The organism is Leptothoe spongobia TAU-MAC 1115, assembly GCF_018739885.1.
Lineage (GTDB): Bacteria > Cyanobacteriota > Cyanobacteriia > Phormidesmidales > Phormidesmidaceae > Leptothoe > Leptothoe spongobia.
This window is the reverse complement of sequence record NZ_JADOES010000071.1, coordinates 1-12658: the sequence shown is the minus strand read 5'-3', so window position 1 is coordinate 12658 and position 12658 is coordinate 1. Positions and strand designations below refer to the sequence as shown.

At 48.0% G+C, this 12658-nt stretch carries 11 protein-coding genes and 1 pseudogene; 9 read left to right on the top strand and 3 right to left on the bottom strand.

Annotated elements, in window-relative coordinates; translation table 11 throughout:
• On the top strand, nt 1-464 hold a 464-nt coding region (locus tag IXB50_RS21555; RefSeq protein ID WP_215611060.1), incomplete at its 5' end, for a restriction endonuclease.
• Between the two features lie 128 nt (nt 465-592).
• Here IXB50_RS21555 and IXB50_RS21550 read toward each other — a convergent pair.
• Nucleotides 593-3553, bottom strand: a complete 2961-nt coding sequence (locus tag IXB50_RS21550) for an NACHT domain-containing protein (protein ID WP_215611059.1) — start codon at nt 3551-3553, stop codon at nt 593-595.
• A gap of 974 nt (nt 3554-4527) precedes the next feature.
• On the opposite strand from IXB50_RS21550, the gene IXB50_RS21545 reads away from it, so the two are divergent.
• Nucleotides 4528-5658: a site-specific integrase gene (locus IXB50_RS21545; RefSeq protein WP_215611058.1), complete on the top strand. Its 1131-nt coding sequence runs from the start codon at nt 4528-4530 to the stop codon at nt 5656-5658.
• Nucleotides 5659-5787: 129 nt separating this feature from the next.
• On the opposite strand, the pseudogene IXB50_RS21540 reads toward IXB50_RS21545, so the two are convergent.
• A pseudogene (locus IXB50_RS21540) lies at nt 5788-6871 on the bottom strand (IS256 family transposase); the annotation flags it as partial.
• 35 nt (nt 6872-6906) lie between these two features.
• Here IXB50_RS21540 and IXB50_RS21535 point away from each other — a divergent pair.
• From IXB50_RS21535 to IXB50_RS21510, 6 genes are all read left to right on the top strand, one after another.
• A complete protein-coding gene (locus IXB50_RS21535) occupies nt 6907-7746 on the top strand; it encodes an ADP-ribosylglycohydrolase family protein (protein WP_215611057.1) in 840 nt (279 codons plus the stop codon).
• Nucleotides 7747-7818: 72 nt separating this feature from the next.
• Nucleotides 7819-7989 carry a GFA family protein gene (locus IXB50_RS22950; protein ID WP_215611056.1) on the top strand — a complete coding sequence of 57 codons (171 nt, stop codon included), beginning with the start codon at nt 7819-7821 and terminating at the stop codon, nt 7987-7989.
• Between the two features lie 83 nt (nt 7990-8072).
• Nucleotides 8073-9440: an IS4 family transposase gene (locus IXB50_RS21525; protein ID WP_215611055.1), complete on the top strand. Its 1368-nt coding sequence runs from the start codon at nt 8073-8075 to the stop codon at nt 9438-9440.
• A gap of 8 nt (nt 9441-9448) precedes the next feature.
• Nucleotides 9449-9745, top strand: coding sequence for a GFA family protein (locus tag IXB50_RS21520; RefSeq protein ID WP_215611054.1), 297 nt, complete (start codon nt 9449-9451; stop codon nt 9743-9745).
• A 332-nt stretch (nt 9746-10077) separates the two neighbouring features.
• Entirely contained in the window at nt 10078-10701 is a 624-nt protein-coding gene (locus IXB50_RS21515) for a class I SAM-dependent methyltransferase (RefSeq protein WP_246564855.1), read from the top strand.
• Between the two features lie 98 nt (nt 10702-10799).
• Entirely contained in the window at nt 10800-11375 is a 576-nt protein-coding gene (locus IXB50_RS21510; RefSeq protein WP_215611053.1) for a hypothetical protein, read from the top strand.
• 141 nt (nt 11376-11516) lie between these two features.
• On the opposite strand, the gene IXB50_RS22575 is transcribed toward IXB50_RS21510, so the two are convergent.
• The gene (locus IXB50_RS22575; protein WP_281413307.1) at nt 11517-11645 is read right to left on the bottom strand and encodes a hypothetical protein; all 129 of its coding nucleotides are present in this window, start codon (nt 11643-11645) and stop codon (nt 11517-11519) included.
• Between the two features lie 95 nt (nt 11646-11740).
• On the opposite strand from IXB50_RS22575, the gene IXB50_RS21505 reads away from it, so the two are divergent.
• Nucleotides 11741-12235 (top strand): hypothetical protein, encoded by a 495-nt coding sequence (locus IXB50_RS21505; protein ID WP_215611052.1) that lies wholly within the window; start codon nt 11741-11743, stop codon nt 12233-12235.
• The last annotated feature ends 423 nt before the right edge of the window (nt 12236-12658 follow it).

Genomic DNA, 12658 nt, shown 5'->3' with positions numbered 1-12658 from the left:
AGACTCTTTTTTGGATGCTTGAGGTAGGGGTGCCGAAGTTGACATCACTAAGTGCCGAAGTCATGAGAATAGGCACCATGGGCTACGGCGGTACCAGAAAGGATGCAGGCCAGACCGTTGGTAAAAGTGGTGACGGCGGTATCGACGGCATTATCAAAGAAGACCGACTTGGGCTCGACGTCATCTACATCCAGGCAAAGCGGTGGGAAAACCCAGTGGGACGACCAGAGATTCAAAAGTTTGCAGGAGCCCTCCAGGGAGTGCGGGCCAGGAAAGGCGTTTTCATCACCACATCAGGATTTACCAGTGAGGCAAAAGATTACGTCTCCCGCATTGACAGCAAAATCATCCTCATCGATGGCCGTCAACTTGCAGCATTTATGATTGAGCACAACGTTGGCGTCTCCCCTGTGGAAAGCTATGTAGTCAAGCGCATTGACATGGACTACTTTGTAGACGACTGAGACAGTATAAGCAAGTTGCTTACCGTGATACGTCTTTATAGACACAGACTTCAAAGGAAAGGTACAACCTCGTCAGAATCGTCAATGTTGATATGCCTGAAGTTCCTGTGACGCGTACCAAATATTAATTATTTTACAGTATCCGAATAATTGGGTGATTTGGATTTGGGTCCCAGTAGCCTTAGTTTTCGTAAATTTTGCTGCAATTTCTTAGGAATGTTTATAGCAGTTTTGAGACCTGCAACATTTGTCCAATCAACGGTTGCGTCCCAGCTGATGTCTGAGAGATTGGCACTGGCGAGATTGGCACTGGCGAGATTAACCCCGGTGAGATTGGCCCTAGTGAGATTGGCCCTAATGAGATTGGCGCTCTCAAGATTGGCATTGGTGAGATTGGCGTTGGTGAGATTGGTGCTGGAAAGGTTGGCTCTGGAAAGGTTGGCGCTGTAGAGGAAGGCGCTGGCGAGGTTGGCGCTGTAGAGGTTGGCGCTGGCGAGGTTGGCGCTGTAGAGGTTAGCGCCCTCGAGATTGGCCCTAGCGAGGTTGGCACTCTTGATGTTAGCACTCTCAAAGTTGGCCCTGGTGAGGTTGGCTCTGGAAAGGTTGGCTCTGATTAGATGTGGTCCAACTATTTTCGAAAAGGTGCCAAGATCCAGAGAGTCGGCATAGTAAATTATATTAAGTAATCTGTTATCCTCATCATTGTCTAAGTCCTGACAAGGATGAAATGAAAGGGCTGCAGGAGATGCGCCATTAGGTAGATTTGGATAATCAATATGTTGTGCAGCAGCATGAAGCTTAAACAGTATAATAAGTACGTTCAATCCTGCGTAGATATCCACAAGTTGCATTCCGGTTGAAACATTAAGCTTCTGGAGTTGCAACATCTTTTGTTGTGGGAAATTCTCTTCCAGAGATTGATTGATAAAGTCTTTTTTACACCATTGTAGATAAAAGCTTTGAAGACGACTGAAGAGAATAAGCGGTTGAAACTGGTCACTCGAATGCAATAATTCAAACAAATATTCTACGATCTCTTCAGTTAACACGGGAGTACCTAGCAGGTCATAAATTTCTCTGTGGAGTGTGTCATCAGAGATTTCAAACTTACTACGGTGCTTTTTCTCTATTATGTTTGTCCAGTCTTCGATGACTTGCTTGATGCGCTCAGCACAGAGAAACTCACTGAAACTTTTATGTGCAAACTCAACTGAACCTTCACCTTTGCTCCCCGGTTGCAGATAAAATACCGCTAAGGCATTTCTTAAGGGATTTTCCTTCAGGCGTTCTTGGGCAGCCTCTAGGAGCTCATTTGCTTCATTGTCATTTCTCAGACGCTTCTCAATCATGGTAATCGAAGCACACTCACCTCCTGACTGAATGACACACAACCCTGCTTCAGTAAGAATACGATAGAGAGCATCAGCTTGCAGTTCGGTCAATTCTAGATTGAATTGTTCAGAGCGCTGTTTTGTTAGCACCCACTTTAGCGACTTTTGATAAATCAATATCTTTGCCTTAATGCCATCAGCGTTAGCAAAGGTGTCTAAATTGAGTTCATTGTCTCGATGCATTGCTGCCAATAGGTAAAGTAGCAAGGGCTCTTGGGCTAAGCCAGTCTCATTAATTGAGCCTTTCAGGCGGGGAGGACACTTTTTATCTTCTAAAAAATCAAGAAACTGGTTTGCTTTTTCCTGGCCTGCTAAAGCGCTCCATCGGTTCAACCATTGCCTTTTCTCACCATCTCCCATAGGCAAAATCTCAACACGCTCCAGATTATTGGGTAGGGTTCGTTCTACATTCTGTAATGCTAAAGTTCGCCCAGTAACAATCACACGATGCCCCATTTCCGGGCTAGTGCAATCTCTCTGAAACTGCCCAATTTGTCGTAAAAATAGCTCTAGTCCACCGCTAGTGCGGCCTTCCATCAATAGCTCATCAAAGCCATCTAGGAAGAAGAGAAAACGGGTGTTATTATCTGTAAGCCATCCGGTGTCACTTCTTACAAAGTCCGCCCAGATTGTATTTCGAAGAGTTTCTTCAAGGCTATTCTGCAGTCTTATGATATCTCGTAACCGAATTAGGATGGGTATCCAGATAGGAAAGAACTGATGCCGTATTGCGTTAGCAAAAACACGGCAAAATACACTTTTGCCCCGTCCCGGTCCTGCTTGAACAAATAACACTTGATTTTGCCTATCAGGGTCGTCGAGTAATAACTTAACCCACGATTCCAAGTCTATTTGGCGTTTAGTTTTATCATGATCGCCATTACGTGTGAGGGGTTGGACCTTCAAGGGTACATAGATTTCCTTGAAGGTGAAGGGTTCATCAAATACCTGCCACCGTGATTTGCGAGTGGGATCGGTTGGATTAGGCGAGATATATTCCTTCAGATACGTATCGATACTGTCGTATTTTCTTTGTTCTGTTTTCCATTCTGCCAAGGAATTGACATTAAACTTTAGCTTTTCGTCGGGTAGCTCATTCCAGGCTTTTGTGAGGTAGCGATGAGTATTCCAAGTAGCACGATTGCTCAATCGAGAGGCTTTTTCGTTCGAGAATCCGGCTGTTTGGAGGCGCTCGCGCATTAGTGTACTGAGATGTTCTGCTAAGGACGAGCGATGAAAACAGAGCAGAGTTTTCTTAGCTTTATCTTCTGGCAAGGTGAATTTTTCAATATCTGCCAAGACAGAAGCAGCAACCTTACTTTGTTTAGAAACTTCCTTCTCAGCGTTTCTTAAAAAGCCTCTAAGGCTTTCACTGTAAGCATTAATCGCAACAAGGATGACACATTCTGAAAAGGTGAAGTTTTTTTTTGACTTTATGAGGTAAACCTTCAGCAGTCCTGTTGCTATCTTGGCAAACGGGAGCAAAGACTCCACCAGTTCTGCCTCAGGAGTATTTAGCACATCCAGAAGAGATGCTCCTTGTTCAATCCAGGGAGCAATCTCTTGAATTTCCTTATCTTCCAAGGTTTTGGCAAGTTTCATGACTGTCCCTGTAGCATCAGCAGCTTCACTAACCGTGTCTAGGGAGAATAAGTCTTTGATGTCGGTATTCAGAAACTTCCAGAGGGAATACGTCATGGTTGCCGAAGGTATTACTGATATTGATGCCGTAGACTGTCAACATCCTAATTGCACTTGATTGAAGTGTCGATTAACCTGCACCTGCGTTCAACCAGTAGCGGGGCAAAAACGCCGCAACCACTCCAGCTAAGTGAAGGACCGAAATAATCCTGAAGTTTTGATTTGAATGGACTTGCAGAACTCAGGAAATTTAGTGGGCAAAGTTGCGATCTCACAGTCAGCTGTAGGAGCAGTTTCTTCAGTTGATCGACTGGCACCCTATATCCACTGACCACTGTCCTAACTGGGGCTGCTCCTTCCATAGTCGATACAGTCCCAGGGTAATATTGCGACCCTTACTTCCCATCTGTTGGGGGCAAATCGAAAGAAACGTCAGCAGTTGAGGTCGAGTAGAGCTAACGCTATCGATTGGCTAAGAGCGGTTGAAATTCAAATGCTCAAAATATCGTTCGAGGCTTTAGGGTCAGCTCCTTCAAGATCAGTGGCTTTAACTTTTGCTGCCACGTCAACGGTGTTTTCATGGCCAAGTGTAGGTCTGAAACCTATATGGTGAAGGACTTTTGGCGATGTGTAGGACTCAAAAAATAGTGTGTAGGACTATGTGTAGGGCTAAAACCTATATGGTGAAGGACTTTTAGAGATGTGTAGGACTTTTCCCATAGGCTAGTATGGCGATAAAAATCCAAAAAAAGAGCAATGCTAAATGATTGCGGATTGTCGACTCCTATAAAAAATCAATCCCTAAAAGCGATAATAGAGAAAGCTTTCAACAACCTAGCCTTACGCTTTGGGGTAGTAGGGGTCGTGGGTTCAAATCCCGCCGCTCCGATTTAATTGAAACCCGCTCATTGAGCGGGTTTTGTCATATCTAGCAAGCCTTTTGAGCCTTGCCTGATGGGGTGGGTTTATCAAAATATTGGGTCACTTTTGGTCAGTTTGGGTAGCATTTGGGTATGAGTTGGGTATGAAAGATGCCGCAAACGACCCGAAAAAAATCGCCCAAAGGTACCGTATCAATTGAGGAATATCAAGGGCGATTGAGGCTCAGGTGGAGACACCTGGGTAAGCGCTACGCTTTATCTATTGGACTTCCAGACTCTAAGGTCAACCGCCAGGTGGCGCAGCAAAAGGCGACGATCATTGAGCTGGATATTGCTTCGGGCAACTTTGACCTCACCCTGAAAAAGTACAAGCCTCATACCCAAAATAGCGAAGGCCTTTCTGTGGTAGGGCTTTTCGAGCTTTTTATGGAGTATAAGGCGAAGCGGTTATTGCCCAGAAGTTTGGATAAGTATGATGCAACGCTGAAATATCTGGAGCGCTACTTTGACAACCGGGATGCGGCTGCCATTGATGAAAAGGCCGCAGAGCAATTTATGGAATGGCTGACGAAGCAAAAGCTATCGCCCATGGTTTGCCGGGAGCGGCTTACTTTGATCCGAGCGGCCTGGGACTGGGGTATTGCCGATGATCATTTAGAGGCAGGACAGTCGAACCCTTGGGTGGATATGGTTTTGCGGGTGCGGGTTGAGCCGAAACAGATGCCTAAGCCTTTTACTCGCGAGGAGATGACTGCCATTGTTGAGGGGTTTAAGAAAAGTCGCTATTACAGCTACTACACGGATTATGTGGAGTTTTTGTTTGGCACTGGCTGCCGGACTGCTGAGGCGGTCGGTCTGCGCTGGAAGCATCTGACGGATGATTGTAGTTCTATTTGGATTGGGGAGTCGCTGACCCGTGGGGTAAGAAAGGCTACGAAGACAAATCGGGCAAGAACAATCTCATTGTCTGAAAAACTGAAACAGATGTTGTTGCGGAGACGGCCTGAGAAGCCTGAACCGGATGGGTTAGTGTTTAGGTCTGCGAAGGGTGGTGCGATCGATGATCATAATTTTAGAAATCGGGCCTGGACTTCGGTTTTAGGAGAGTCCGGGGTAGATTATCGGAAGCCTTACAATACACGGCATACGTTTATTTCCCATGCGTTGGATATGGGGATGAATCCGGTGGAGGTGGCGCAGTTAACGGGGCATGATGTGCAGACGTTGTATGAGAATTATGCAGGCAGTGTGAATAGTCGGCCTCGATTGCCAGAGTTTTAACCCTGTTAAATTTCTCGTTTATGGCATTACGCAAGTCGTATCTTCCCATAAGAAGTATTTTTTACTGATGAAGGGATTTTTTGCTGAAATCAAGAGAGTGATCTGAATTTTGTGTAAACGCTTGTTTGCTTAGAGAGAAAAGCGTTCTGGGAATAGGATAGCAAAATGTGACAAGGCGGCTCGCCAATCTTTAATCGGTCGATTCCATTTTTTCGCGATATTGTTCATGGCCAGATACATCAACCGGCAGACAGCCGCTTCATCAGGAAAGACCGCTTTGGTCTTAATCACCTTACGCAGAGAGCGATTGAGGGATTCGATAGCATTGGTGGTGTAAATCACTCGACGAATCTCCATGGGGTAATCAAAAATGGGAATGACATTTTCCCAGTGTCGAATCCAGATTTGGCTAATGGCTGGGTAAGCCTCATCCCACTTTTCCGCAAACGCATCGAGGGCCGCTTCTGACTCCGCCAAAGTAGCGGCTTGGTAAATCGGCTTGAGATCTTTAGCTACGGCTTTTCGGTCTTTCCAGGGGACGTACTTCATACAGTTATGCATCAGGTGGACAATGCATAACTGCACTTGAGTCTGGGGGTAGACGGCTTCGATGGCTTGTGGAAATCCTTTAAGGCCATCACAACAAGCAATCAGAATATCCTTCAATCCTCGATTTTTAAGGTCCGTGAGCACCTAACCAAAATTTAGCCCCTTCGGTTTCGGCTTCACCTATCCACAGACCGAGGAGTTGCTTCTCGCCCTCTCGGTCAATGCCCAGGACCACGTAGACGGCTCGCTTGCTGACACGGCCTGATACTTTGATATTCACGTACAGGGCATCGAGATAGACAATCGGGTAAATCTCCTCGAGTGGGCGGGCTTGCCACGCTTTGACATCCTCACTAACGGTATCGATGACCTCGCTAATCACAGAGGCTGATATCGTGGCTCCCCCATACAATTCCTTGAGCTGGGCACTGATGTCACGGGTGCTCATGCCTCGGGCATACAGCGCCAGTATTTTTTCATCGAGACCGGCTAGTCGGCGCTGATGTTTGGGCACCAGGATGGGTTCAAAGCTACCGTTGCGGTCTCGCGGGATGGACAGTTCCAGTTCGCCATCCTCGGATTGCACTGTCTTCTTTGAACTGCCGTTGCGACTATTCTTAGGGTGCTCGTCCTCTGGACTTGATCGAAGATGGTGATGACACTCTGCTCGATTCTCCTCGATGAGGCAACACACATCTTATGCTCGTTGAACTCGCAATTGGTGATGCCTACGGGGCTGGGTTCGAATACTCGCCCGACCAGATGATCCGCGAACAGAATGATCTCAGGGGCTACGTTCAACACCCGCGCCACGACATACGTCCCGGTTGCTACACCGACGATACTCAAATGAGCATGGCCATCGCCGAAGCCTTTGTTTCCGGTGAACCGTGGACACGAGAAAACCTGGCGCACCGATTCGTCACCGCGTTCAAGTGTGATGAACGCGAAGGCTATGCACGCAGGTTCTACGCATTCCTTCAATCGATCCAGGATGGTGACGAATTCCTCGCCAAAATCAGACCCAACAGTGACAAAAGCGGCGCGGCAATGCGGGCAGCTCCAATCGGCACGTTTTCAAACGTTAGTACTGTCATCGATCGTTGCAGACTTCAGGCCGCGATCACACACGACACCCCAGATGGAATCAATGCGGCCATTGCCACAAGTCTGATGTCGCATTACTTCATCCACAAGGTCGGCCCCAAATTGGAACTGCCAGACTTTATCACTGAATTCGTCCCCGGCTCTTGGACCGTGCCTTGGCAGGGCAAGGTTGGCGCACAAGGACTGATGTCCGTTTATGCAGCATTGACCGCTATCATGGCCCACGACTCACTCAGCGCGATCCTCAAGACGTGCATTGATTTCACAGGCGACGTTGATACGGTCGCAACCATTGCTCTTGCCGCTGCCTCATGCTCAGATGAAGTGGTCCAAGACCTTCCCTCTGTCCTCATCGACACGCTCGAAAATGACGAATACGGCCTCGGTTATCTTCGAAAGCTCGATGCCCAACTGATGAATAATGTTGAATAGCATCCGCTCGGATACAATTCGTTATCCGCCCGATGGTCTCAACCGTTAGGGGACAGTCAGGAGAAAACCGGTATGACCATTAAAGGTGGATGTTTATGCGGCAAGGTGCGTTACGAAGTCACTGGGCGACTCTTTGATGTAAGTCACTGTCATTGCTCTATGTGTAGACGTCAGCATGGGGCAGCCTTCTCGACGTATGCGGATTTCAAGCCAGGCGATTTTAGATCAATGGCACTGACTTAAGAGGGACAAAAGTAGAAAAAGGCTGCAAGGCTTGATAAATATATATCAAGGCCCTGCAAGCCAACAATAAATCACTTTCTACTATGCCGAAGTCAGCCGAAATTCTCAAGCACCAGTTATTCAAAAGTATCGGATTGCCGTGGCGGGATATTCTGCCCGAAGCAAGACTCGATGAGCTGCTATCAGAGGAAGGCATCACCTACCGAAATCGTCCTTATACGCCCATCGTGACCCTATGGGCCATGCTCTATCAAGCCCTATCAGCGGACAAAAGCCTTCGCAACACGGTTAAAGGCATCACCACCTGGTTAACCGCCGCTGGTGTTCGCCCACCGTCCTCCGATACGGGAGCCTACAGCAAAGCGCGAGACCGTTTGCCGGAGTCACTGCTCCAACGTCTTATTCCTGAAACGGCTGAGCGGTTAGAGCAGACGGTTCCCAAGGACCATTACTGGTGTGGTCGTTGCGTGAAGGTGTTTGATGGCACGACGGTGTTGATGGCCGATAGTGAGGCTAATCAGGATGCCTATCCTCAACATGGCAATCAAGCGGTCGGGTGTGGCTTTCCCTTGGCTCGGGTGGTGGTGTTTTTCTGTTTGCTGACCGGGGCTGTGGTGTCGGGGTGTATTGCGCCGAAAACGACGAGTGAGATCGTCATGAGCCGTTGGTTGTACCAGGACTTATCGCCCGATGACGTGGCCATGGCTGACCAGGCCTATGGCAGCTATGTTGACTTAGCCTTGATTCAGCAGCAAGGGGCCGATGGGGTCTTGCGGAAACATCATGCTCGACACACCGATTTTCGTAAGGGCCGCAAGCACGGTCTGGGCGACCACCAAGTGGTCTGGCACAAACCTAACCGACGACCGACTCATATGAGTGCCGATGAGTTTGCTGCGATTCCCCAGACGTTGATGGTTAGAGAAGTGCGTTTGAAGCTATCTCGGAAAGGATTTCGAGATCAATTCATCATTGTTGTCACCACCCTGTTGGATGCCAAACGCTATCCTGCTAGTCAATTAACCCGTCTCTATGGATGGCGGTGGCACGCCGCAGAAGTCAATCTGCGGCACCTCAAAACCACACTCAAAATGGAAATGCTGACGGCCAAAACACCGGAGAGGGTCCGTAAGGAAATCTGGTCCCACTTGTTAGCCTACAATGTGTTGCGCAGTGTCATGGAGCAGGCCTCCCCATTCGTGCGCTATGAGCGTAATCGGCTCTCCCTACAGGGGGCTCGCCAACACTTCAATCAAATGCTTACGTTGTTAGCAACCACATCGAACGCGACACAGCAACGACTCTATGACCATTTGCTCCAAGACATTGCTGCTGACCTGTTGCCCCAACGCCCTAATCGGCATGAGCCCAGAGTCGTCAAGCGTAGACCCAAACCTTTCCCCAGAATGCGACAACCTCGTCCTATTCTCAAAGCCAAGCTGGCTGCTTGATTAGGCTTATGTCAGTGCCATTGGATTTTAGATGGGTCTCAGGAGAAGACCTGGTCAAGGTATACGAAACGTCGCAAGGGGGCGGATGGTGCTTTTGTCGTGAGTGTGGCTCGTCATTAGCCGCCGCCGACCAAGGTAGGATCACCGGGATTACGCTCGGTACAGTTGAAGGAGATCCAGGGATAACGCCCGAGTCACATATCTTCGTAGGGTCCAAGGCTCAATGGTATGAGATTAATGATGATCTTCCGCAATTCGAAGAACGGCCTCCAGACACCTGGGCATCCCCGAGTAAAGCTCCCTAACCAGGACATGCAGCTGGATCAAATATTCCCTTTGAGTAGTTGCCAACGCAACGTAACTATGGCCTATGTTGTCAAGGTCGGGGCTATGCCAAAAATGGGGTATCTCGGGGGTGCCACATTCTGAAGTTTGAGTGTGCCCCTCAGGTTGGCTGGCTTTGTCCCCCCTTTGCTCATCCATAGTCGTTTGTGAGGTAAAGAGCGATTGCAACCCTTCATGCCCTTTAATCGATCGCAACTCTTCCAGCTCTTCAAGACTCAGGGTGCTATCCAGAAAGTTTTTGGGCGATATGCTTATGGTGTTTATCTAGAAAGTTTCCGTCTAGTTAGTCGTTATGCCTCAAGGTAAAAAGCCCATGTATAACCAAACGTTCTGGAATGAGCGCTACATAACTGAGAAATATCTTTACGGGAAGGAGGCAAATACATTCTTAGCAGAAAACGTAGATTTGCTGAGTGGACCAGTTCTTTCGCTATCTGAGGGAGAAGGACGGAATGCTGTGTTCATGGCGTCACAGGGGTTAAATGTTCTCGGTGTTGATTGCTCGGAAGTCGGATTAGAAAAAGCGCAATTACTTGCCAAATCTAAAGGTGTCGCGATCGAAACCGAGGTAGCCGATCTCGCACACTATCAGCCGAAAGAACACCATTATGGCTCCGTTGTTTCCATCTCTGCGCACTTACCCAGCAGTATCCGCCTCCGGTTATATCCCCTTGTCGAAGCAGCGCTAAAACCAAATGGGCTTGTTCTACTTGAAGCTTACTCAGAAAACCAGTTAGCAAAGGATACTGGTGGCCCAAAAGATATTGATATGCTTATGTCTGTTGCAAAACTTCGTCAAGAATTTCCAAATCTGACCCCAATTCTGGCTCAAGAAATTGAACGTGAGGTATGCGAAGGGGACGGTCATACTGGCATGGCATCTGTGGTTCAATTCATTGCTAGAAAAGAGGCCTAACAACACCTTGCCACCAACCTATCTGCTGCGACTTCCCTTCGCTCGTTTGCTCTATGGAGCGGTTGAAGGACATGCAGTCACTTTCTCTCGCACCCCCCATGCCGAATTGTGATTTCTTTGCCTGCGGCGACGACCATCGTTTGATCCTGGATCACCTCTTCGAGACGATGCCGTGTCGCATCTTTGAGCTTGCCTCCGAGTTTGAGTCCGAAATCGCAGAATTTCGCTCACTGTCTGATGTCGAACGCCGATATCAGATTAACGATTGGTCGCAGGGTCAACACCCAACACTTCACCTGCAACTCTATGCCGAAGGTGCAAACGGCAACGTCCATTTCCGGCGCGATGCCTTGAATCCCAAAGCATGTAAGGGTGCCACGTACCGGTATTCCTCTCACGGATGGGGCCTGATTCAGCTCTATCTCGAATCGCCGCGAAACGGGGTTCTTCGTAACTCACACACGAACCACAATTCAGAAACGCGGGCTCGCAACTGGGCGACTACCTATCCCGAGCTGGGTGATCCGGCGGACTGGAACTGGGCAGTGGTGAATGCCTTCTCACGCAAGCTGAATCGGTTTATCCGCAAGTCTGGAGTTGAAAAACAGGGGTCTCGGGTGGTCCTTCCGCAGGCGGCGTCGTTTTTTGCAGCCTTACCATCGACTGACCCGTAGGGCTCGTAGGGCTTGGGGAGGATGAGGTGATAAATGGATGGATGCAGTGGAAACGCTGAAACAGCGATCTCACTCTTTCAGCCCTTCTAGCTCTTTCAGCGATCGCAACCCTTCAAGCAACGGCACTAAGATTCAGTGAGCCTAGGACGTTGCGATGCCCCTGGCACATAGTCCCGCTACCACCACAGATTTATCACGAGATCTCAGCTCCAGATGCATTGCGAACTCACTAACCTTCCCCGTCTCATGTTCCACTTTGAGGATTTTCATCAGAGTTGTGATAAATTCATCCGGTACTACAGTTCAAGACCTTTCCTAGTGTTCTAAAAGTAACTGTAGACTGCTGTTTATAGTGTATTTATTAGATGGATCCAGCTATTATCGCAGCAATCATTGGTGGTGTATTCACTGTCGTTGGCCCGATCGCAACGGTTATTGTAACCCGATACATAAATAATAGAGAAAAGCTGACAATATACTCCAACAGACGAGCCCTAATGACGGGGCAATGGAAGGGTACCACGCAACAAGACGAAGGAATTTATGCCAATATTCCTATCCCAATGCTATTAACAGCTAAGGCTAATAGAAAAACGATAGCAGGGGAATTCAGATTACAGTTTCCACAATCTGCAAATGTAACAGATCACGATGCAGCGTACTCATTTCAGGGATGTTTTTTGTATGGTAACTTTTTACAGCTCAATTACAGATCCAAAAATAAGCGCAGAGTCGAGTTTGGAGTAGCAGTCCTGGAGTTAGATCCATCTGGGGAAACTTTAGCCGGGAAATATGCTGGATACGGAGCGTCCAGCAAGCATGTAGTGACTGGGCATTTTGACATTAGACGCACTAGTTAATGAGATTTTTGTGAAAGAGCAACTACACTCCAAACTGAGATATATGAAAAATCATCACATCTTTTCCGGTTTCACCTAAACATCTTTTTGAGCAAGGGTCTCCAAGGCAATTATTTTTCGACCGGCTGCCAACGCGACGCAACTATTCGGCCTAGAAACCCACGGTAATAGACCAAGCAATATCGACAGCCCTATCGATCGACTCAAATTCCGCTAAACATCCCTTTGATCCCCATCACTCAACTTACTCAGCCAATTTCAGAAACCCCTTAAGCAACCCTCAGTTACTGGTCAGATAGCGTTCAGCTAGCCCCGGCATTCTTGTAATCAATGAAGCAAGTCCAATGGGTGCGGCTCTTTCTCCGTAAAGCATTAAGCAGTCAAGAATCTCTCCGGTTCGAGAAACTTATTGGCATGATTGCG

Bases quoted from the DNA above. Each gene is read 5' to 3' on its own strand.
- IXB50_RS21550 (WP_215611059.1), bottom strand. From the start codon at position 3,553: ATGACGTATTCCCTCTGGAAGTTTCTGAATACCGACATCAAAGACTTA.
- IXB50_RS21545 (WP_215611058.1), top strand. From the start codon at position 4,528: ATGCCGCAAACGACCCGAAAAAAATCGCCCAAAGGTACCGTATCAATT.
- IXB50_RS21535 (WP_215611057.1), top strand. From the start codon at position 6,907: ATGCTCGTTGAACTCGCAATTGGTGATGCCTACGGGGCTGGGTTCGAA.
- IXB50_RS22950 (WP_215611056.1), top strand. From the start codon at position 7,819: ATGACCATTAAAGGTGGATGTTTATGCGGCAAGGTGCGTTACGAAGTC.
- IXB50_RS21525 (WP_215611055.1), top strand. From the start codon at position 8,073: ATGCCGAAGTCAGCCGAAATTCTCAAGCACCAGTTATTCAAAAGTATC.
- IXB50_RS21520 (WP_215611054.1), top strand. From the start codon at position 9,449: ATGTCAGTGCCATTGGATTTTAGATGGGTCTCAGGAGAAGACCTGGTC.
- IXB50_RS21515 (WP_246564855.1), top strand. From the start codon at position 10,078: ATGCCTCAAGGTAAAAAGCCCATGTATAACCAAACGTTCTGGAATGAG.
- IXB50_RS21510 (WP_215611053.1), top strand. From the start codon at position 10,800: ATGCCGAATTGTGATTTCTTTGCCTGCGGCGACGACCATCGTTTGATC.
- IXB50_RS22575 (WP_281413307.1), bottom strand. From the start codon at position 11,645: ATGAAAATCCTCAAAGTGGAACATGAGACGGGGAAGGTTAGTGAGTTC.
- IXB50_RS21505 (WP_215611052.1), top strand. From the start codon at position 11,741: ATGGATCCAGCTATTATCGCAGCAATCATTGGTGGTGTATTCACTGTC.